Annotated in this window: 16 protein-coding genes; 6 read left to right on the top strand and 10 right to left on the bottom strand. The window is 72.0% G+C overall.

Features of this window, described 5'->3' with window-relative positions; genetic code table 11:
• The first annotated feature begins 277 nt into the window (after positions 1 to 277).
• The 4 genes from ACN27J_RS13735 to ACN27J_RS13720 all read left to right on the top strand — a co-directional run bounded on the left by ACN27J_RS13735 (position 278) and on the right by ACN27J_RS13720 (position 8,714).
• The gene (locus tag ACN27J_RS13735; RefSeq protein WP_421366565.1) at positions 278 to 4,738 is read left to right on the top strand and encodes a DUF4082 domain-containing protein; all 4,461 of its coding nucleotides are present in this window, start codon (positions 278 to 280) and stop codon (positions 4,736 to 4,738) included.
• A gap of 67 nt (positions 4,739 to 4,805) precedes the next feature.
• Positions 4,806 to 6,020: a glycosyltransferase gene (locus ACN27J_RS13730; RefSeq protein WP_421366564.1), complete on the top strand. Its 1,215-nt coding sequence runs from the start codon at positions 4,806 to 4,808 to the stop codon at positions 6,018 to 6,020.
• On the top strand, positions 6,010 to 7,587 hold the full coding sequence (locus tag ACN27J_RS13725; protein WP_421366562.1) for a lipopolysaccharide biosynthesis protein: 1,578 nt from the start codon (positions 6,010 to 6,012) through the stop codon (positions 7,585 to 7,587). Before ACN27J_RS13730 ends, ACN27J_RS13725 begins: the two co-directional genes overlap by 11 nt.
• Positions 7,588 to 7,598: 11 nt before the next feature.
• Positions 7,599 to 8,714 carry a glycosyltransferase family 2 protein gene (locus tag ACN27J_RS13720; RefSeq protein WP_421366560.1) on the top strand — a complete coding sequence of 372 codons (1,116 nt, stop codon included), beginning with the start codon at positions 7,599 to 7,601 and terminating at the stop codon, positions 8,712 to 8,714.
• Between the two features lie 119 nt (positions 8,715 to 8,833).
• Here the strand turns inward: ACN27J_RS13720 and ACN27J_RS13715 are convergent, their stop codons facing one another.
• Positions 8,834 to 9,907 (bottom strand): glycosyltransferase, encoded by a 1,074-nt coding sequence (locus ACN27J_RS13715; protein ID WP_421366558.1) that lies wholly within the window; start codon positions 9,905 to 9,907, stop codon positions 8,834 to 8,836.
• A 237-nt stretch (positions 9,908 to 10,144) separates the two neighbouring features.
• Between ACN27J_RS13715 and ACN27J_RS13710 the strand changes: the two genes are divergently transcribed.
• Complete coding sequence (locus ACN27J_RS13710) at positions 10,145 to 11,542, top strand: hypothetical protein (protein ID WP_421366555.1); 1,398 nt, start codon at positions 10,145 to 10,147, stop codon at positions 11,540 to 11,542.
• Positions 11,543 to 11,550: 8 nt separating this feature from the next.
• On the opposite strand, the gene ACN27J_RS13705 is transcribed toward ACN27J_RS13710, so the two are convergent.
• Genes ACN27J_RS13705 through ACN27J_RS13670 form a run of 8 tightly spaced genes read right to left on the bottom strand, consistent with a single transcriptional unit; the run spans position 11,551 to position 19,891 of the window.
• Positions 11,551 to 12,417: a DUF6492 family protein gene (locus ACN27J_RS13705; RefSeq protein ID WP_421366553.1), complete on the bottom strand. Its 867-nt coding sequence runs from the start codon at positions 12,415 to 12,417 to the stop codon at positions 11,551 to 11,553.
• 19 nt (positions 12,418 to 12,436) lie between these two features.
• Positions 12,437 to 13,456, bottom strand: coding sequence for a hypothetical protein (locus ACN27J_RS13700; RefSeq protein WP_421366551.1), 1,020 nt, complete (start codon positions 13,454 to 13,456; stop codon positions 12,437 to 12,439).
• Entirely contained in the window at positions 13,456 to 14,733 is a 1,278-nt protein-coding gene (locus ACN27J_RS13695) for an MFS transporter (RefSeq protein ID WP_421366549.1), read from the bottom strand. The genes ACN27J_RS13700 and ACN27J_RS13695 overlap by 1 nt, the downstream gene beginning before the upstream one ends.
• 14 nt (positions 14,734 to 14,747) lie before the next feature.
• Positions 14,748 to 15,878, bottom strand: a complete 1,131-nt coding sequence (locus ACN27J_RS13690) for a DegT/DnrJ/EryC1/StrS family aminotransferase (RefSeq protein ID WP_421366547.1) — start codon at positions 15,876 to 15,878, stop codon at positions 14,748 to 14,750.
• The gene (locus ACN27J_RS13685) at positions 15,875 to 16,642 is read right to left on the bottom strand and encodes an acetyltransferase (protein ID WP_421366546.1); all 768 of its coding nucleotides are present in this window, start codon (positions 16,640 to 16,642) and stop codon (positions 15,875 to 15,877) included. The genes ACN27J_RS13690 and ACN27J_RS13685 overlap by 4 nt, the downstream gene beginning before the upstream one ends.
• A complete protein-coding gene (locus tag ACN27J_RS13680) occupies positions 16,639 to 17,787 on the bottom strand; it encodes a DegT/DnrJ/EryC1/StrS family aminotransferase (RefSeq protein ID WP_421366544.1) in 1,149 nt (382 codons plus the stop codon). Before ACN27J_RS13680 ends, ACN27J_RS13685 begins: the two co-directional genes overlap by 4 nt.
• Positions 17,784 to 18,839, bottom strand: a complete 1,056-nt coding sequence (locus ACN27J_RS13675) for an NAD-dependent epimerase/dehydratase family protein (RefSeq protein WP_421366543.1) — start codon at positions 18,837 to 18,839, stop codon at positions 17,784 to 17,786. The genes ACN27J_RS13680 and ACN27J_RS13675 overlap by 4 nt, the downstream gene beginning before the upstream one ends.
• Entirely contained in the window at positions 18,836 to 19,891 is a 1,056-nt protein-coding gene (locus ACN27J_RS13670) for a Gfo/Idh/MocA family protein (RefSeq protein WP_421366541.1), read from the bottom strand. The genes ACN27J_RS13675 and ACN27J_RS13670 overlap by 4 nt, the downstream gene beginning before the upstream one ends.
• Positions 19,892 to 20,286: 395 nt before the next feature.
• Here ACN27J_RS13670 and ACN27J_RS13665 point away from each other — a divergent pair, with 395 nt between their 5' ends.
• Positions 20,287 to 20,931 (top strand): acyltransferase, encoded by a 645-nt coding sequence (locus ACN27J_RS13665; protein WP_421366539.1) that lies wholly within the window; start codon positions 20,287 to 20,289, stop codon positions 20,929 to 20,931.
• Positions 20,932 to 20,958: 27 nt separating this feature from the next.
• Here ACN27J_RS13665 and ACN27J_RS13660 read toward each other — a convergent pair whose 3' ends face one another.
• Positions 20,959 to 21,612, bottom strand: a complete 654-nt coding sequence (locus ACN27J_RS13660) for a hypothetical protein (protein ID WP_421366537.1) — start codon at positions 21,610 to 21,612, stop codon at positions 20,959 to 20,961.
• Positions 21,613 to 21,668 lie beyond the last annotated feature (56 nt).

Raw genomic sequence — 21,668 nt, 5'->3', positions numbered from 1 at the left:
CGCGTCGGGCTGGCTCCTGAAGGGACATTCGGTGAGGGCGGGCGTATTTAGATTTTTTGATCGTGGCAGTCGGCACTTCGTCGCCGTCGCGACCGCCATCGTCATGATGGCGACCCTGATGATCGCGATGCCAGCGGCATCCGCGTCCACTGATCCGTGTGCACCTCCGGTCAACGTGATTGCCTGTGAGAACAGCAAGTCGGGAACGCCGAGTTCGGTGTGGGACATTTCCGGGGTCGGCGATCCCACGATCCAGGGCTTCGCGACCTCGATAAGCGTGAACGTAGGGGAACAAATCGGCTTCAAGGTGCGCACCGAGGCGTCCGCGTACACGATCAAGGTCTACCGGCTCGGCTGGTACGGCGGCGACGGCGCACGGGAGTGGGCCACGCTGACCCCGAGCCTGCCGTTGGCGGCCAACACCGACGCGGACTGCGTGCGCGCCACCGACACCCAGATTTTCGACTGCGGCACCTGGCAGGTCGGCGCTACCTGGGACGTGCCGGCCGACGCCGTCTCCGGGGTCTACATCGCCCGACTCATCCGCTCGGACACCGGCGGTGACAGCCACATCCCGTTCATCGTGCGAGACGACACCAGCACCTCGCAGCTGGTGTTCCAGACCTCCGACACCACCTGGCAGGCGTACAACCGCTACGGCGGAGCGGACTTCTACTGGGGCGAAGGTCCGGCGTACCGCGCCTACAAGCTGAGCTACAACCGGCCGTTCGCCACCCGCGGCGCTCAGCAGGGGCGCGACTTCCTCTTCGCCAACGAGTATCCGATGATCCGCTTCCTGGAGCGCAACGGATACGACGTCAGCTACATCAGCGGGCTCGACGCGGACGTCCGCGGTGAACTGCTGCTCAACCACGAGGTGTACGTCTCCGTCGGGCACGACGAGTACTGGTCCCCGCAGCAGCGGGCCAACGTCGAGGCGGCCCGCGACGCCGGAGTGCACCTGGCGTTCTTCACCGGCAACGAGGTCTACTGGAAAATCCGCTGGGAGGACAGCGTCGACGGCAACGGTACGCCGTACCGCACCCTGGTCTGCTACAAGGAGACCTGGAACAACGCGCGGATCGACCCGTCGGACGAGTGGACCGGCGTGTGGCGTGACCCACGCTTCCCGACCGGCGAGGTGCGCGAGCCGGAGAACGCGCTGGTCGGCAACCTCTACATGGCCAACAACACCGACCTGGCCATGCAGGTCCCCGCCGAGCAGGGCAGGCTGCGGTTCTGGCGGCACACCGGCGTGGCCGAGCTGGCTCCGGGCCAGACCGCCACCCTGGCGCCGCACACCGTCGGCTACGAGTCCAACGAGGACCTGGACAACGGCTTCCGACCGGCCGGCACCTTCCGGCTCTCCACCACCACCGGCCATACCCCTGAATACCTGGTCGGTTACGGCCCGGAGAACAAGCCGGGGGAGACCACCCACCACATGACCATGTACCGGGCACCGAGCGGTGCGTTGGTCTTCGGGGCCGGCACCATCCAGTGGGCGTGGGGGCTCGACGCCTACCACGACGGTGGCTCGGGTGCGCCCGCCGACGACGCGATCCAGCAGGCCACGGTCAACCTCTTCGCCGACATGGGTGCGGCGCCGACCACCCCGATGAGCGGCATCGTGGTGACCAGCCAGTCCGCCGACGTGCTGGCACCCACCGCGACGATCACCGGACCGACCGACGGCAGCTCCGTGGCCCACGGCGCGCCGGTCACGGTCACCGGTACCGCCTCCGACGCCGGCGGCGGGCTGGTCGCCGGCGTCGAGGTCTCCACCGACGGCGGCGGCACCTGGCACCCGGCCACCACCGGCACACATACCTGGACGTACGAGTTCCTGCCCACCGACATCGCCACCCAGGTGGTGCTGGCGCGGGCAGTAGACGACAGCGGCAACCTCGGTGCCCCGTCCGATCCGGTCGCCCTGTCGGTCTCCGGGCCGTACTCGCTGTTCGGCCAGGCGGTGCCGGACACCCCGGCGTTCGTCGAGACCGACAACGGCAGACCGGACGGCGAGCCCTTGAGCACCCAGCCGGCGGTCGAGGTCGGCGTGCGGTTCACCCCCCAGATCGACGGTCTGATCACCGGCCTGCGCTTCTACAAGGGCGAGGGCAACGGGGGCGAGCATCGCGGCACGCTCTGGACCAACGGCGGTTCGGTGCTGGCCACGGCGGTGTTCACCGACGAGACCGAGACCGGCTGGCAGCAGGTGAGCCTGCCGACCCCGGTCCCGGTCTCCGCCGGCACCAGCTACGTGGTCTCCTACTTCGCGCCGGAAGGGCGGTACGCCAGCGACGGCGGCTACTTCCTGGCCGACCACGTCTCGGGTCCGCTGCTGGCGCCCGCTACCGAAGGCACGGTGGGCAACGGCGTCTACCGGGAGGACGGGCCCGGCTTCCCGAACAACTCGTGGGGTTCGACCAACTACTACGCCGACGTGACCTTCGTGACCGCCGACGACGCGCCGCCCACGGTGTCGTCGACGGTGCCGATCGCGGACGCGGCGAACGTGCCGGCGGACGTGACCCCGTCGATCGTGTTCAGCAAGCCGGTCGACGAGACCACCATCGACTTCACACTGGTCGGCCCGGCCGACGAGCCGGTGCCGGGCGCCGTCAGTTACGACGGTGCAGCCCGGCGGGCTACCTTCACCCCGGCGGTGCCGCTGACCGAGCAGACCGCCTACACCGCGACGGTGACCGCGCGCGACGAGGCCGACGTGCCGATGAACGCGCCGTACTCGTGGTCGTTCACCTCGACCTTCTCCGATCAGGTGGTGACCCTGTTCGAGACCGGGGCCACCCCGCAGACCACCGCGTCCGGCGAGAGCCTGCCGGTGGAGGTGGGGACCAAGTTCACCCCGTCGGTGGACGGTCAGGTGGTCGGGATGCGGTTTTACCGGGGGCCGGGGAACGTGGGTAGTCAGGTCGGCCGGTTGTGGCCGGTCGGTGGTGGTGCGCCGCTGGCGGAGGTGACGTTCCCGGAGGGCAGCGGTACGGGTTGGCAGTCGGCGGCATTCGCTGCGCCGGTGGCGGTGTCGGCGGGTACGACGTACGTGTTGTCATATTATGCGCCGAACGGCAACTATGCGTTCGATGTCGGGTTCTTCGGGTCGGAGTACGTGCGGGGTCCGTTGCGTGCGCCGGCCGGGGACAACGGTGTCTACCAGTACGGCTCCGGGGGCGGATTCCCGACCGACACGTACGGTTCGGCGAACTACTGGATCGATCCGTACTTCCTGCCGACCGGTGACGGCCCGTTCCCGACACCTTCCCCGTCGCCGACCGGCCGGCCGGACGAGACCGGACCGGCGGTCACCGCGACCGTGCCGACGCCCGGGGCCACCGGTGTGGCGGCCGAGGCGGTGGCCTCCGCCCTCTTCAACACCGACATCGACGAGTCGTCGCTGGAGTTCCAGCTGGTCGACGCGGCGGCCGAGCCGGTCGCCGGCGCGGTCGCCTACGACGGCGCGACCCGACTCGCCACGTTCACCCCGGACACCCCGCTGCGGTCGCTGCACACCTACACCGCATCGGTACGGGCCAGCAGCGACGGGACGACGATGGCACAGCCGTACACCTGGTCGTTCACCACGACCTACGGCGACGACGTGGTGACCCTGTTCGAGCCGGACGCGGTTCCGCAGCAGTCCTCGGTCGGCGAGAGCGACCCGGTGGAGGTGGGGTTCAAGTTCACCCCGTCGGCGGACGGTGAGGTGATCGGGATGCGGTTCTACCGTGGCCCCGGGAACACCGGCAGTCAGGTAGGCCGGTTGTGGCCGGTCGGTGGTGGTGCGCCGCTGGCGGAGGTGACGTTCCCGGAGGGCGGCGTCACGGGTTGGCAGTCGGCGGCGTTCGCTGCGCCGGTGGCGGTGTCGGCGGGTACGACGTACGTGTTGTCATATTATGCGCCGAACGGCAACTATGCGTTCGATGGCGGTTTCTTCGGCTCCGGCTACAGCCGTGGCCAGTTGAGCGCCCCGGCGGGGGACAACGGGGTTTACCGGTACGGTTCCGGCGGCGGGTTCCCCACCGGGACGTACAACTCGGCGAACTACTGGGTCGACCCGCTCTACGTCCCCGGTACCGGCGACGCCGACCCAGACCCGACGCCGACCACCAGCCCGTCGCCGACTCCCGGCCCGTCGCCGTCGCCGTCGACCGAGCCGAGTCCGACCGGGTCACCGACCCCGACCGGGTCGCCGTCGCCGAGCCCCGAGCCGACCCCGAGCCCCACCGAACCGTCGGCGCCGCCGGTCAGCATCTTCGGCCCGCAGGACGTGCCCGCCGCAGTGAACTGGGCCGACCAGGACGCGGTCGAGGTGGGGGTGCGGTTCCGCGCCGACGTCGCCGGCCAGGTCACCGGCGTCCGGTTCTACAAGGGGCCGGCCAACACCGGCACGCACCGTGGCTCGCTCTGGACGGCGGACGGTGTCCGGCTGGCCACGGCCGTGTTCACCGACGAAACGGAGTCCGGCTGGCAGACGGTCACCTTCGACCAGCCGGTGCCCATTCTCGCGAACACCACCTATGTGGCCTCATACCACACATCGGTCGGCCAGTACGCGGTGACGGCCAACCAGTTCGCCGAGACCGAACTGGACCGGGCGCCGCTGCACGTGCTGGTCGGCGGAGGCGTCTACCACTACGACCCGTACGGCTGGGTGTTCCCCGGCCACTCGGTCAACCACAACTACTGGGTAGATGTCGTGTTCACGCCTAACTCTTGAGGGCAGTCGCGGCGAAGCCGTTGAATCATCGGCAGGGCGGCTTCGCCGCGACTGAAAGGGACACTAGGTGCGTATCCTCACTTGCCTGCACACGATGGAGATCGGCGGGAGCCAGATCAACGCCATCGAGATCGCGGCGACAGTGGCCGGGCTCGGGCACGAGGTGATCATCTACGGTCCGGACGGCGAGCTGCGGAGCATGGTCGACGAGTGGGGCCTGGAGTTCGTCCAGGCACCGCCGAAGGGCGAGGCGCCGTCACCGCGCAACGTCGCCGCCATCGCCGACGTCGTCCGGCACCGCCGCATCGACCTGGTGCACGCCTACGAGTGGGCACCCAGCCTGGAGGCAGCCTACGGCGCGTACCTGCGCCAGGGGGTGCCGCTCGTGGTCACCGTGCTCTCCATGGAGGTCCCGGCCTGGGTGCCCCGGCACCTGCCGCTGATCGTCGGCACCGAGCAGATCGCCGCCCAGGAACGCCCACACCGGGCCGAGGTGCACGTCATCGAACCGCCCATCGACACCGACGCCAACGCTCCGGTCACCGATCCCGGGCCGGCCCGGCATGCCCTCGGCATCGCCGCCGACGAGATCGCTGTGGTGTCGGTGTCCCGGTTGGCGGCGGCACTCAAACTCGAAGGACTGCTCGCCGCGACCCGGGCGATGGTCGGCATCGACCCGGCGCTGCGGATGCGGCTGCTGATCGTCGGCGACGGCGAGGCCCGCGCCGAGATCCAGCAGGCGGCCGACAAGGCCAACGCCGAGCGGGGCGCAGAGGTGGTCACCCTCACCGGCGCGATGCTCGACCCGCACGACGCGTACGCCGCCGCCGACATCGTCATCGGCATGGGGTCGTCGGCGTTGCGGGCAATGGCCTTCGCCAAGCCGGTCGTCGTGCAGGGCGAGCAGGGGTTCTGGCTACCGCTCACCCCGCAGACCCTGCCGGTCTTTCTCGACCAGGGGTTCTACGGTCTCGGCGACGGCACCGACGGCACCGGCCGGGTCGCCGCCGCGCTCACCGAACTCGGCACCGCCGACCCGCGGCAGCGGGCCGAGCTGGGCGAGTTCGGCCGCCGTACCGTCGTCGAGCGGTTCAGTCTGCAGGCCGCCGGCCGGCGGCAGACGGACATCTACGCCCGCGCCGTGGAGCAACGGCTGAACCTGCCGCGCCGGGCCGGAGCCATGGCCCATCCGACCGCCCATCTGCTCAACTTCAAGGCGAGTCTGGCCCGACAGCGGTTCGCCGCCGGGCGGACCGCGGCCGGGAGCGGTAGTGACAGCTGACGCAGCCGCACCGGCCCCGCTCGGTGCCCGGGTCAAGCGCGCCCTCGCGTGGAGCACCCTGAACAGCATCGCCCTGCGGATCGGCAGCCTCGGCGTCGGCGTCCTGCTGGCCCGGCTGCTCGCTCCGGAGGAGTTCGGTGTCTTCGCGGTCGCGCTGACCGTGCAGACCATCGTGATGTCCCTGGCCGACCTCGGGATGAGCGCGGACATCATCCGGCACGGGGTGCAGGGCCGCGCCGGCACCGTCACCACCATCTCGTTGCTGACCAGCCTGGGCCTGGCCGGTGCGATGTCGCTGGCCGCCGGGCCGGTGTCGGCGGCGATGGACAGCCCGCAGGCCACCCCGGTGGTGCAGGTGATGTCGCTGACCCTGGTGCTCAGCGGCCTGTCGGTGGTGCCGTACGCGGTCATGCAGCGGGAGTTCCGGCAACGGGCCCAGCTTGGCCTCGACGGCGCCAGCCTGGTGGTGAGCACCACGGTCACGGTCGCCCTGGTGCTGCTCGGGTTCGGGGCGATGTCGCTGGCGATCTCCCGGGTGGTCGCCCAGTCGATGGTCACCGTACTGCAGTTCGTGCTGACCCGGTCCCGGCCGACGTTCGGGTTCGACTCGGCGGTGGCCCACAGCCTGATCCGGTTCGGCGTGCCGTTGGCCGGCGCCAACGTACTGTCCTGGGTGGTGATGAACGTCGGTCACCTGACCGTCGGCGCCACCGCCGGAACGGTGATGCTCGGCCTCTACACCCTGGCGTTCAACATCTCCACGTGGCCGATGAGCGCCCTCGGGGTGGCGATCCGGGCGGTGGCGCTGCCGGCCTTCGCCACCGTGACCGACCCCCGGCGTAAGGCCGCCGGATTCGTCTCGGCCGCCGCGTTGACCTGGACCGTCGCGCTGCTCGTCGGCGTACTGCTGTCCGGGTTGGCCAGTGTCGTGGTGCCGTTGCTGTACGGCCAACGCTGGTCGATGGCGGCCGACGCGTTGGCCGGTCTGGCCTTCTTCGGGGCGTTCCGGGTGCTGTTCGACCTGGTGGCGACCTTCCTGATCGCGGTCGGCGCGAGCCGGGCGTTGTTCGTCGCCCAGGTGGTCTGGCTGGCCGCGCTCTTCCCCGCGGTGATCTTCGGGGTGCGCTGGTACGGCCTGGTCGGCGCCGGGTTCGGGCATGCGCTGGTCTGCGCGCTGATCATCCTGCCGATGTACGCGTTCGCGCTGCGTCGGCACGGGGTCCGGCTGCGGGCGTTGGCCGGCGCGCTGGTGCTGCCGCTGGCCGTGGCGGTGCCTGCGGTGGCGCTCGGCCTGCTGGTGGTGCGTACCGTGCCGGGCGCGCTGTGGCAGTTGCTGGCCGGCGGTGCCGTGATGACCGTGGCGTTCGCCGGGCCGTTGCTGCCCTGGCTGCGGCGCCGGCTGCGGGACCTCAAGGCGGCCGGCCAGGTCGCCGACCAGGTGGCCGACCAGCCGGGCGGCGGCGAGCCAGACGACCGTGGATCGAGTGACGGCGGCCCGGCAACGGATCCGCCCCCGCCGGTGCCGCCTGCCCCGACGACGCCGCTCGCCACGGCGGTCCGACCCTGAGAGAGGTGTACGTGTCTCTGCCAGCCCGCCGCGCGCTGCTGCCCCGCACCCGGGTGCCGGCACCGGTCCCGGCCGGTGATCCGGCCCGTACGCCACGGGTGTCGGTGATCATCCCGAGCTACAACTACGGGCGGTTCCTGCCGTCGAGCATCGGCAGCGCGCTCTCCCAGCAGGGCGTCGAGGTCGAGGTGGTCGTCGTGGATGACTGCTCCACCGACGACACCCGGCAGGTGCTGGCCACCCTCCGGGCCGACGAACCTCGGCTGGTCGTGGTGCACAACGAGACCAACCACGGGCCCTGCGTGGCGTTCAACGACGGGTTGGCGGTGGCGACGGGGGAGTTCGTCGTCCGGCTCGACGCGGACGACCTGCTGACCCCGGGGGCGCTGACCCGCGCGACGCGGCTGTTCGACGAGTTCCCCGAGGTCGGTCTGGTGTACGGCCATCCGGTGCACTTCCACGGGGCGGTGCCGACCGAGTTCCGGTCCGAGGTCACCGGTTGGACGATCTGGTCCGGCGAGGACTGGATCGCACAGCGGTGCCGGTTGGGCGTCAACTGCATCACCACTCCCGAGGCGGTGGTCCGGGCCAGCGTCTACGCCGAGGTCGGCCCGTGGGACAGCCGGATGCGCTACGCCTGCGACATGGAGGCCTGGATGCGGGTGGCGGCGGTTTCCGACGTCGGCCACGTCGACGGTGCCGACCAGGCCTGGCACCGGGAACACGCGGCCAGCGTCAGCGTCACCGCCGCGTCCGGCCGGCGGACCGACCTGATCGAGCGGCGGACCGCCTTCGACGTGCTGTTCGACGGTCCCGGTGGCGGCTTGCCCCGGGCCCGGGAGCTGCACGACCTGGCCCGTCGGGCGTTGGCCACCGAGGCTCTCGAATCGGCATGCCACGCCTACGACCGGCGGCTGACCGACCGCGAGCCGGTCGAGTGGTACGTGGAGTTCGCCCGGGAGACGTATCCGGCTGCGGAGCAGTTGCCGCACTGGGCCGGGCTGCAGCGGCGCCGGGCGGTCGGTCCACGGTTCGCCCCGCTGGTGCCGGGCTTCGCCGCCAGCGTGGTGCAGCGTCGACTGCGCAACGACGCCCGTTACCGCACCTGGACCCGGCACGGCATCTGACGACCGAGCGGGCCGGTGCGGCCCCGGTGCCGGGCGGGGGACCGGCAGGGCGGGCCGTGCGGGGGACCGGCAGGGCGGGCCGTGCGGGGGACCGGCAGGGCGGGGGCCGTGCGGGGCGGTCAGCCGGGGGTCAGCAGCGGGCGGTAGAAGGCGGTCAGGTCGTCGCGCAGGCCGGCGACGGTGTAACGGTCGCGAATCGCCGCCGAGGCGGCCGCCGCCCGCTTGGCCAGGGTCTCCGGTTCACTGGCCCAGGCGGCGCAGGCGTGTTCGACGGCGCGGGCGAAGGCCAACAGGTCTCCGTCGGGCACCGGCGCGCAGTGGGCCGGGTCGAAGAACTCGCGGCCGGCCAGGCCGGGGTAGCCGACCACGTACGCGCCGCAGGACATCGCCTCGGCCGGCGGCATACCGAACCCCTCCCGGTCGCTGAAGCTCAGAAAGATGGCGCAGTCGCGCATGATCTCCGCGGTCTGTTGCTCGGTGCGTCCGGCTATCCGGGTGACCTCCCAACCGTCCAGCACCCGGCGGGACCGCAGGATGTGCAGCAACTGGTCGCGTTCGCCGGCCCGCCGGTGCCCGACGTACGCGATGTGCCGTCGCCGGGGCCAGCTGCCGAGAGCGAACACGTCGGGGTCGACCACGTTGCGGGTCAGCCGCACCGGGATGTCGGGGAAGGCGTGGCTGAGCAGTTCGACGTTGTCGTGCGAGACGGCCAGCAGCGCGGTCATCCCGGGCAGGCCGGCGTAGGGCGCACCGGGGCTGGTATCCGGGTACGGGATGTGGTCGAAGGTGTCGTACGCCCGTTGGTTGAACACCACGAGGCGTGGCCCGCGCGGGATCGTGGTCAGACCGGGTCCGTACCACTCGGGGACGACGAGGATGTCGGTCGGGCCGAGGGTGGCGTTCGTGGCCGCGACGACGGGTGTCTGGTTGGCGAACCAGGTGCAGCGGAACGCCGGGTCCTTGTGCATGACGTACGCCCGGATGCCCATGTCGTTGAGCAGGTCGACATGGCGATAGATGACCCGTACCCCGCCGCTGGGCCGCGGGTTGTCCGGCGCGAGGTAGTAGACGGTCGGTGTGCCGGTCCGTACGTCGGTGGTCCGGAAGGTCGGGACCTGCCGCCGGTTGAGCTCTGCCGCCGTAAGGCGGGACCGGACCAGGCCCTTGGCCTGGTCCGCGAGACGGTTGATCACGTGAGAACTCCGCAGCGGGGGTCGGGTACCGGCGTGATCGTACCCGGCCGCCACCACCGCTTCGACTACTGTCGGTTGCCGGACAGGTGGCCACCGAACACGGACTGTAGTGGACAAAGCGGGCGGTTGCCGACGCCGGCTGTTGTTAGCATCGGATGTTCCGCTCAGGGTGGTTGTCCGACTACTGCTGGTCGGCGCCGCCCTCGGTGCTGGCAGGTACCGTTCGAAAGGTCGTCCATGGTCGTCGCTACCGGACCCCGCCCGCGCCGGCGCTGGATCCTGATCGCCAGCATCGTCGTCGGCGCGCTCGTCGTCGCCGGTACAGCGTGGGCGATCGGTGGCACCGTCCGCGGTCCGGTCGCCGCCGGGATCGCCCCCGGTACGGTCGCCACCGCGGGTGGCGCCGGTGCGACGCTGCACCCGGTCGACGGCGGCCCGGACTTCTACGACCGCTTCTCCCCGTCACTGCCCACCGGTCCCGAGTTCTTTCCGATCGGCGTCTGGCTGGAGAGCGTCACCGACCCCGCCGACACCGCCAAGGACGCCGAGATCGGCCTCAATACCTACGTCGAGCTGACCGGCACCACAAACCTCGACCTGGTCCGGGCCGCCGGGATGCACACGATCACCAGCCCGATCGGCGAACACGGTGACGAGACCGGCGGCTGGCTGATCTCGGACGAGGCCGACATGTGGGCCGGGCCCGGCGACGACCCCTGGACCGGCAACTTCCCGGGGCAGGGCGACATCTGCCAACCGGCCGACGGCGAGTGCGGCTACACCGTGCAGCGTGACATCCTCGACCGGCTGCCGGAGGACCAGCGGCTGCGGATGGTCAACTACGGCAAGGGCGTAGCGTTCTGGCAGAGCGACGCCGATGCCGCCCGCTTCGTCAACGAGTTCGCCGACATCGTGTCGGTCGACACCTACTGGTTCACCGACCGTGGCATCTGCGGGCACAGCGAAGGCGGCCGGTTCTTCGACCCCGATCAGCTCACCACCGTCGACGGAGCCGAGCGGCTGCCCGCCGAGCTGTGCCACCGGGCCGCGAACTACGGCCGTACCGTCGACCGGGTCCGGTCCCTGGTCTCGCCGCCCGGCAGCCGACCGGTCTGGAGCTTCGTCGAGGTCGGGCGTCCGTTCAACGAGGAGCACTATCCGACGATCGCCCCGGAGCAGGTCGTCGCGGCGGTCTGGAGCAGCATCATCCACGGCGCCCGGGGCATCGTCTACTTCAACCACAGCTTCAGCGGCCCCTGCCAGAGCCAGCACGCCCTGCGGGAACCCTGCTACGCGCCGGTGCGGTCGGCCGTGGCTGCGGTCAACGACCGGATCACCCGGCTCGCGCCGGTGCTCAACGCCCCGTACGCCGACGGGGTGGCCAGCGTCTCCACCGGAGTCGACCTGGCCACCAAGTGGTACGACGGCCACTTCTACCTGCTTGCCAGCTCGGCCGGCGGCAGCGTCGCCGAGGCGACGTTCCAACTGCCGTGCGTCGGTGACGCCCGGATCACCGTGCTCGACGAGGACCGCACCCTGCTCGCCGACGACGGCCAGTTCACCGACTCGTTCATCGACGGCAACGCCGTGCATGTCTACCGGGTCGACGGCGGCTCGAGCTGCGGCGCGTACTGACCGGCCGCTCAGCCGGTGAGCGCGGTGATCGCCGCGCGGCGCAGCTCCAGCGGCGTCCGCGACTTCGCCGAGATCATCACGGCCACGTCGTCCGGGCCGATCCCGGCGACGAAACGGGCCACCGACGACTCGTCGAGCGGCACCTCTTCCCAGTACGCGTGGCACCGGCTGTCGGTGGTGGCGAATCCGGTCGCGGCCTGACCGCCGAGCACCTCGTCGACGTAGACCCCGTACAGCGTCCACTCGGAGAAGTGCAGCTGTGCCCCGACGACATCGGCCCACCGTCGCCCGGTGACCGACTCGATCCGCTGCAGCAACCCCCGGACGATCACCGGATCCCAGGCCAGCAGGGACGAGACGTAGTCCGGGTACGGTGGCGACTGCGCCGGCAACCCCAGCAACGCGCGGGCCACCTCGTGCCATCGGACATGTCGGGGCAGCCGCTGGTCGACCTCGTCCGGTTGGCGGTAGAACCGTACGACGTCGTCGCGGCGGAAGGTCGCTGCGGAGAACGGCCGGACGAACTCGATGTCCGAGTCGACCAGCACCACGACGTCCGCCGGGATCCGGGCCGCCGCCGACAACTTGATCACCTGCTGCAGGATCCAGCCGCGTAGCGGCGGGAACGGCCGGCGCAGGTTCACCGAGTATTTCGTCCCCGGCAGCGACCGGACCGACGACGGCAGGAACTCGGCCTCGTCGTGCAGCACCGTGCGGTCGCCCCGCAGCGCCCCGAAGCGGGGCAGGTCCGCCCGGGGCACGATGATGTGATGCCGCACCGAGGCGGGGGAGTGGGCCAGCACCGAGCGGTGCAACGCGGCGCACAACTCGAAATCCGGGCCGAAGCTCGGGGTGACCACGGCAAGCTCCGTCAAGATGATCTCCTTCGTCGGGTCACCGGACCACCGCCGGTGACCAGGCATCGTGCACCAGTACCTGCGGTGCGCCCGAACCGTCCGCCGGGACCTGCCACACGTCACTGGTCGCTGCACCGCCGTCCGCGTCGCGGGGCAGCCCGTAGACGACGTTCCCGTCGTCGAGCCACTCGACCTGGTCGTCGACGCTGCGGGTCTCGGCCAGCATGGTCTCGGCGCCGGTGGCCAGGTCGTATACGGCCAACCGCCACTGGCCCGGCGGCAGGTCGCCGCGCTTCTTGAACACCACCCGGGTCCGGTCCGGCGACAACGACGGGCACTCGGCGTCCTCCCGCAGCGCGTCGACCCGGCGCTCGCCGATGCTCCCCTCGACCAGCCAGGTCCGGCCGCCCGACGCGGCGGTGGCGTAGAACCGGTCGTCGTCGGCGAAGGTGACCCCCCACAGGTTCTTGTCGACCGCGGTGACCGGCTCGCCGTCGACGTAGAGCGGGAACTGTTCGATGTCGCCGACCACCTCGCCGTCGGTGCGGCTGATCACCGTACGGGTGGAGAACTCGCCCGGGTTGGCGTAGGAGTCGCCGGCCACAAAGGATGTGGTCGCGGCCAACGTACCGTCGCGCGACAGCCGGGCCCGGGACGGGATCCCGGTCAACGGCAGGTCCAGCCTCGGCTCGAACCCCGCGTCCAGCAGCCGCGCCCGGTACACGGTGAGCAGCCCACGCTCGGCGGAAAGGCAGAGAGTCTGCGAGTCGGTGGCGTACACCCGCTCGCAGCTCGCCCCGGTCAGCGCCCGTGGACCGTCCGGGTCGCTCAGCGGTGTCATCGCGACCTCGCCGTAGCCGGTGCCCAGCGCGGTGGAGCGGAACACCAGGTGCGCCTCGGCGCGTACCGCAGCCACGTCGGCCCGCACCGGCACCGGGCTGGCGTCGGCCTGCACCCGGGCCTGCGACTGCCGGACCTGCCACACGTACCCGCCGGCGCCGAACGTCACCAGCAGCACGATCGCGACGAGGACCGTCAGCCGGACCCGCAGCCCCATCAGGACCTCCCACCCGCCGGTACGACGGCGTCGCCGGCTGCCGGAGCGCGGTCCACGCCACGCAGCAGCCACCAGGCCACCGGGATGCCGCCGGCCAGGAGCGCCGCGAAGACCAGCGCCGCACCGGCCGGACCGGTCACCGACCACAGCAGACCGAACGCGATCGACGAGACGAACCGGGTCAGCACCACCACCGTCTGCGCGGCGGCGATCCCACTGCCCCGGGCCGGGGCCGGCACCAACCGGGCGATCAGCGCCGGCAGTACCCCGTCGGTGGCGGCGTAGAAGACGCCGAGCAGCAGCAGCACCGCGACGGTCAACCCGACGCCGCCGGCCGGCGCGGCGGCCAGCAGGTAGCAGACGAGCAGCGCGCCGTGCCCGGCGACCATCACCTTCGCCCGGCCGACCCGGTCGGCCAGCCGGCCCATCGGCACCGCCAACAGCAGGTACGCCACGTTGGTGCCGACGAACAGCAGCGGGAAGTACAACGCGGCGAAGTCGTCGCGGTCCTGCAACGTCAGGTAGAGGAACCCGTCGCCGACGGTCGACAGGCCGAGCAGGCCGGCGGCGAGCAGCGGCCGGCGCAGCCGGGCCCCGGTCACCTCGGCCACCATCCGCCGTACGCCGAAGCGCACCGCGCCCACCGTGGTCGACAGGTTCGGCACGAACAGCACCAGCACCGCCACGCCGACCACCGCGAACGCGAACGACACCAGGAACACCGAGTCGTAGCTGCCCGGGACTGCGGCGAGCAGGGCGAACGCCACCAGCGGCCCGAGCGCGGCGCCGAAGGTGTCCAACGCCCGGTGCACGCCGAACGCCCGGCCCAGCATCGCCGGGTCTGACGAGGCGGCGATCAGCGCGTCCCGGGGCGCGGTGCGCAGCCCCTTGCCGAGCCGGTCGGTGGTGATCACCGCGGTGATCGCGGCGAACCCCTGCGCCGGCAACATGGCGATCCGGCTCAGCGCCGACGCCCCGTAGCCGACCACCGCCACCCACTTCGGGTGCCCACCACGGTCCCCGGCGTACCCGCCGGCGATCCGGACCAGCGCGCTGACCCCCTGGTAGACGCCGTCCACGAAGCCGTAGGCCACCGGGCTGAGCCCGACCACCGCGGTCAGGTACAGCGGCAGCACCGAGGCGACCATCTCCGAGGAGACGTCGGTGAGCAGGCTGACCGCGCCGAGCAGCAGCACGGTGCCGGACACCCGCCGGCCGACGGCCCGGCCCGGGGCGCCCGGGTCCGCGTCGGGCCGGTCGCGCAGGGTGACATACACGGTGGACTTTCCGGTCAGCCCGCCAGCGCGGCGGCCAGCACCTCGACGACCCGGTCCTGCTGCCCGGTGGTCAGCTGCGGGTAGATCGGCAGCGACAGCAGCTCCGGCGCGGTCGACTCGGCCTGCGGGAACGACCCGGCCGGGTAGCCGAGGTCGGCGAAGGCCGGGGTCAGGTGCACCGGCACCGGGTAGTGGATGCCGGCGCCGATCCCGGCCGCGTTCAACGCGGCCAGCACGGCGTCCCGCCGGGCCGCTCCGCCGGGCACCCGGACACAGTAGATGTGCCAGACGTGCACGTTGCCGTCCAACGTCACCGGCCGGACCACGTCCAGGCCGGCCAGCAGCTCGTGGTAGCGGGCCGCAATGGCGCGCCGTCGGTCGTTCCAGCCGGCCAGCCGGGCCAGCTTGGCCCGCAGCACCACCGCCTGCAGCCCGTCGAGGCGGCTGTTGAAGCCGACCACCTCGTGCACGTACTTGCGGACGCTGCCGTGCGCCGACATCCGCCGGACGTCGGCGGCGAGCTGGGCGTCGGCGGTGACCACCGCGCCGGCGTCGCCGTACGCGCCGAGGTTCTTGCCGGGGTAGAAGCTGGTGGCGGCGATCCCGTCGGCGCCGGCACCCCGGCCGTGCCGGGTGGCCCCCTGGCACTGCGCGGCGTCCTCGACGATCGCGATCTCCTGCCCGGTAGCGGACAAGCTGGCGAGCCCGGCGCGCAGCCGGTCCACCTCGGCGAGCTGACCGTACAGGTGCACCGGGGCGATCGCCCGGGTGGCCGGGGTGACCGCGGCCAGTGCCGCGTCCACGTCGATCAGGTACGTCGCCGGGTCGCAGTCGACCAGCACCACCCGGGCGCCGGCCCGGGCGACCGCCTCGGCGGTGGCGATGAACGTGTTGGCCGGCAGGATCACCTCGCTGCCCGGGCCGACCCCGACCGCCCGCAGGGCCAGTTCCAGGGCGTCGGTGCCGTTGGCCACCCCGACACAGTGCGGCACGCCGCTGAACGCGGCGTACTCGGCCTCGAAGGCGGCCACCTCGGTGCCGCCGATGAACGCGGTGCCGGCGAGGACCCGCTTGAAACCGGCGTCGACCTCCTCGGCCACCTCGGTGTGGGCGGCGGCCAGGTCGACGAGGGGGATGCTGCTCACGCGTGACTCCTCAACTGCGACTCGTTCGTTCGATCGGCGGGGTGACCGGCCGGGGCGTCAACCGGGGCGTCGGCTGGGGCGTCAACCGGGGCGTCGGCTGGGGCGTCAACCGGGGCGTTGGCGCGGCGCAGGAAGCGGGCCGGCGCGCCGACCCACACCTCGCCGGCAGGTACGTCACGTAGCACCACCGAGCCCATGCCCAGCTGCGACCAGGCACCGACGGTGATCCCGTCGCGCAGCAGCGTGCCGGCACCGACGTAGACGCCGTCGCCGAGCCGCACCCCGCCGCCGAGGCGCACCCCGGAGGCGATCGTGGCGTACGGCCCGATCACGTTGTCGTGGGTCAGCACCACCTGCGGCATCACCGCGACGTGCGCACCGACGGCCACCTCGGCGGTCAGGTCCACGCCGGCCAGCAGCACGCTGCCCGGCCCGACGGTGCAGCCGACGCCGATCCGGGCGGCCGGGTGCACGATGGTGGCGTACCGCTGCGGGGGCAGCCCGAACCGCTCGACCAGCCGCCGCCGGGACCGGTAGTTACGCGGGTTGCCGACGCAGACCAGCACGGCCGCGTCGGTCAGCTCGGCGACCAGGTCGGTGCCGCCGATCACCGGTACGCCGACCCGCCGGGTGCCGTGCAACGCCGGATCGTCGTCGAGGTAACCGAGCAGCCGCCAGGTCGGTGCCGCCGCGTTGACCGCCGCGACAGCGGCCGCGGTCTCCCGGGCGAAACCGCCGGCCCCGACGATCAGCAGGTCCCTCATCGGCCGGCCAGTTTGCGCAGCACCGCGACGATGTGGTCCTGGTCGGCCTCGGTGAGCGCGTGGTGCAGCGGCAGGATCAGCGAATCCCGGGTCAGCCGCTCGGTCACCGGCAGCGGGGCCGGGGTGACGTGGGCGTACGCCGGCTCCAGATGAGCGGCCATGATGCCGCGCCGGGCCGACACCCCGGCGTCGGACAGCCCGGTGAGCACGTCGTCACGGCCGACCCCGAACTCCGGGTCGATCCGCACCCAGAACGACTGGAAGTTGGTCTCGCCGTACACCGGGTCGACCACCGGCACCAGCCCGTCGATGCCGGCGAGCAGCCGGTGGTAGCGGGCGGCGAGCGCCCGCCGGCCGGCGACCAGACCGGGCAGCCGGCCGACCTGGACCAGGCCGACCGCCGCCTGGATGTCGGTCATCCGGTAGTTGAACGCCGGCTCCAGGTACGCCTCCAGCACCGGCTGGGCGCTGGCGTGCCGGTCGGCGGCGGAGACGTTCATGCCGTGCTCGCGCAGCCGGCGCAGCCGGGCCGCACCGTCGGCGTCGGCCAGGGTCAGCATGCCGCCCTCGCCGGTGGTGATCACCTTACGCGGGTGGAACGACCAGGCGGAGATCGTCGCCCCGGCGCCCACCGGCTGGCCGTACGCGCGGGAACCGGCCGCGCAGGCACCGTCCTCGATCAGCGGCAGGCCCCAGCCGGCGGCGGCCGTACGCAGCGCGGCCGTGTCGAACGGCATACCGCCCTGGTGGACCGCGATCACCGCCCGGGTACGCGGGGTGCGTACCGCCTCGATCGTCTCGACGGTCAGGTTGCCGGTGGCCAGGTCGACGTCGGCGAAGACCGGCTCGGCACCGGCGTGCCGGACCGCGTTCGCGGTGGCGATGAACGACAGCGACGGCACGACGACCTCGTCGCCGGGGCCGACGCCGTGCAGCACCAGCGCCAGGTGCAGCGCGGTGGTGCAGGAGCTGACCGCCACCCCGTGGTCGGCGCCGACGACGGCGGCGAACTCGCGTTCGAACTGCGCCACCCGGGGGCCCTGGGCCACCCAGCCGGAGCGGATCGCCGCGGCGGCGGCCTGCTCCTCCTCTTCGCCGAGCATCGGCAGCATCACCTGGATGCGGCGCGGACTGGTTTCGCTCATGCCGGCTGGCTCCAGTTCCTGGTCTGCATCCGCTCCAGCGCACCGGGCTGCTCGCGCAGCAACCGCTGGAAGTACTCGAGGGTGTGGCCGATGCCGTCGGCCAACGACACCCGGGGGGCGAAGTCGACCGTCTTGCGCAGTCTGGAGGTGTCCACCCAGAGCCGGGGGACGTCGGCCGGGCGCGGCGGCTCGAACACCGGTTGCAGGTCGGTTCGGCCGACCGCCTCAAGCACTGTGCGGGCCAGCAGGCCGATGGCCAGCTCCTCGCCGTACCCGAGGTTGACCACCTCGCCGACCAGCTCGGTCGACTCGGCGACCCGGGCCAGCGTCTCGACGCAGTCCTTCACATACAGGAAGTCGCGGGTGACGCTGCCGTCGCCGAAGACCACCGGCGGCTGCCCGGCCAGTGCCCGCAGGATGAACCGGGGGATCACCTCGCCGGAGTCACCTTCGAAGTGCGACCGCGGCCCGTAGTTGTTGAACGGCCGGACGCAGACCACCGGCAGCCCCCAGCACTCCAGGTACGAGCGGGCGTAGTGCTCACCGGCGAGCTTGCTGCTGCCGTAGACGGTCAGCGGCCAGGGGGTGGTCTGCTCGGTGATCGGGAACTCCAGGGCCCGGCCGTAGATCTCCGAGGTCGACACGTACAGCAGCCGGGACACCTGCGCGGCCCGCGCCGCCTCCAGCACGTTGAGTGTGCCGAGCGCGTTGACCTGGTGGTTCTCCACCGGGCTGTGCAGCGAGTGGCGTACCCCGAGGCAGGCCAGGTGGAACACCACGTCGACCCCGGCCATCGCATCATGGCAGGTCTGCGGGTCGCAGATGTCGCCCTCGATCACCCGGACCGACTCGGCACCGGGGAACGTCAGATTCTCCCGGGTGCCGTTGCGGAAGTTGTCCAGCACCACGACCTGCGCGCCGAGCGAGACGAGATGCTCGGTCAGGTGCGAGCCGATGAAGCCGGCGCCGCCGGTGACCAGGACGGTGGAGTTGGCCAGGTCGACGGCGGGAGCGGCACCGGGAGTGGACCCGGCAGTGGCTGCGACGGTCATGCGGCGGGCTCCTCGTCCAGCGGGATCATCGTGCCGCCGGCGGCGAGGCTGCGGGTGGCGGCTTCCAGGATGGCCAGCACCCGCAGGCCGGAGCGGCCGTCGGTCAACGCCGGGGTGCCGGTACGGATGGCGCGGGCGTATTCGTCGACCATGGTGCGCAGCGCCTCCCGCTCGGTCAGCGCCGGGGCGACCATGTCGCCGGAGCGGTACGACACCAGCATGTCCCGGCGGGCCTCGGTGCCGAGTTCGTCGGAGGTGGCGACGTCGACGCCCCGGTCGAACAGGGCGAGTCGCTGGCCCGGGTTGAGGTCGTCCCAGACCAGGGTCCGCTTCGACCCGCCGATGATCGTCGTACGGATCTTGACCGGGGACAGCCAGTTGACGTGCACGTGGGCGATCGCGCCGCTGCTCAGCCGCAGCGTGAGGTACGCCACGCAGGCCCGGCCGGCGCCGATGCCGTCGGCGCCGTGCGCCGCGACCGCCACCGGCCGTACCCCCGGCGGCAGCACGAAGTCGAGAATGGACAGGTCGTGTGGGGCGAGGTCCCAGACGACGTCGATGTCGCGCTGCACCAGGCCCAGGTTGATCCGTACCGAGTCGAGGTAGTGCAGCTCGCCCAGCTCGCCGGAGTGCAGCATCTCCCGGATCCGCAGCACCGCCGGGGTGTAGCAGTAGGTGTGGTCGCACATCAGCGTCAGGCCGCGCTGCTCGGCCTCGGCGACCAACCGCGACCCGTCGGCGTGGTTGGCGGCGAGCGGCTTCTCGACCAGCACGTGCTTGCCGGCGCGCAGCGCGGCGAGGGCGACCTCGAGGTGGGTGCCGGCCGGCGTGGCGATCGCCACGGCACGCACCGAGTCGTCGGCGAGCACCCGGGCCAGGTCGTCGGTCGCACCGACCGTCGAGTAGTCGCCGAGCACCGTGCGGGCCCGACCGAGATCGAGGTCACAGAGCCAGCGCAGCCGGAACGCCGGGCTGGACATGAAGTTGCGGACCAGGTTGGGGCCCCAGTAGCCGGCGCCGATGACGGCTACGCCGATGGGCTCGTCCGGCATGGCAGGCGGATGAGTCACGGATGTCCATTTCGTCGGGGGGCATGCTGACCCGGGCGGAGCCGGGCCGACCCGGGCCACCGCCGGATGGGCGCGGCCCACCGGTGGGCCCGGCGGAGAGGGTCCGTTCGGGAAGCTACCGAGCGTTGCCACGCCGACGCCAGCACTGTGACGTAAACCCGGCACAACCGCGCGGTCAGGAGGTACCTTCGTTGGCCCGGGTCCACCTGTCGGCCAGTGCCGGCCCGGATGGTCGGTTCCTTCCAGCCGGAGAGTCGGCCGCTTCGCAGCACAGGGTCGGTTTCCCGACATTGGTGGCCACCGGTGACCCCCTACCGTGTGCGCCGCACCTCCGGCAGCTCTGACACACTGCCGGTGACCAGGGAGGATCACGGCTTATGAGTGCAACCGCAGCGCGCCCGGACGCCACCGCCACCGCCGCCACCGCCACCGCCACCGCCACCGTCGCCGGCTCCGCCGACGTGGCCGACACGGCGAGTATCGGTGCCGGCACCCGCGTCTGGCACCTGGCCCAGGTCCGCGAGGACGCGTCGGTCGGCCGCAACTGCATCATCGGCCGGGGGGCGTACGTCGGTCCGGGGGTCCGGCTCGGCGACAACGTGAAACTGCAGAACCACGCCCTCGTCTACGAGCCGGCGCAACTCGACGACGGAGTGTTCATCGGGCCGGCGGCGGTGCTGACCAACGACGAGTACCCCCGGGCGGTCACCCCGGACGGGCGGCTGAAGACCGGCGACGACTGGACCGCGGTCGGTGTCACCATCGGCACCGGCGCGGCGATCGGTGCCCGGGCGGTCTGCGTCGCCCCGGTGCGGATCGGCCGCTGGGCAACGGTCGCCGCCGGTGCCGTGGTCACCCGGGACGTCCCGGACTTCGCCCTGGTCGTCGGGGTGCCGGCGCGTCGGGTCGGCTGGGTCGGCCGGGCCGGCGTACCGCTGGTCGCGGACGGCGACGGCCGGTACGTCTGCCCCCGCACCGGGCAGCGCCACGTCGAGCGCGACGGGCAGCTCACCGAGGAGTGAGCCCGGCCCGGCCCCGGGCTGCTTGTCCTACTCCGTGGGCGCCGGGCCGTCGAACTCTTCCCACGGCAGGTCGAGCCGGCGCAGCAGGCCCAGCGCGGACCGGTGGCGGGCGCCGACGAACACGTGGTGATCGCCGTCGGAGTCAGCGGCCGCGACGGCCACTACCAGGCCGGGCCCGGCATGGAGGCTGTCCGGTCCGCCGCGCCAACCGGCCGGAGCGAGTGGCACCGGCAGCAGCGTCGAGGTCAGCTGGCGTAGCGCGGCCGGTCCGAGCCAGCCGGATCCGCCGACCCGTGCGCCGACCGCCGCCTCCGAGAGCACGAACTGCAGCAGTACGCCGCTCAGGGGCTGCGCCTCATCACGCATCGTGACTCCGTCGTCGCACCGCACTGGTGGGTCGACGGACCCTGGCCGGTACCGCAAGGTGAAGGCGCCCTGGTTCTCATCGGCGAAGCTCACCCAGCAGCCGGCGTCCGGGATCAGCCGGCTGACGGGTCGGATGCAGTTCTGCACGCCGTGCACGACCGCCCGCCCGGCGGCGGCCCGGTAGAACTCGCGTAGCGGCGGCGGTATCGCGGTGCCACCGAGATCGGCGTCGCCGGGCTCAGTGGGGTGAACCGGAATGTCGGCGTACCAGCCGGCGACGAAATCGCGCAGCGCCGCGACCTGGTCGGTTCCCACCAAACTGATCCATCGCGTCCCGGTCGGCGCTGGATCATCGACGGGCCGCACGGCAG

The sequence above is a fragment of the Solwaraspora sp. WMMB762 genome (genome assembly GCF_049179115.1).
Classification (GTDB): Bacteria; Actinomycetota; Actinomycetes; order Mycobacteriales; family Micromonosporaceae; genus Micromonospora_E.
This window is presented reverse-complemented; position numbering and strand designations above follow the sequence as displayed.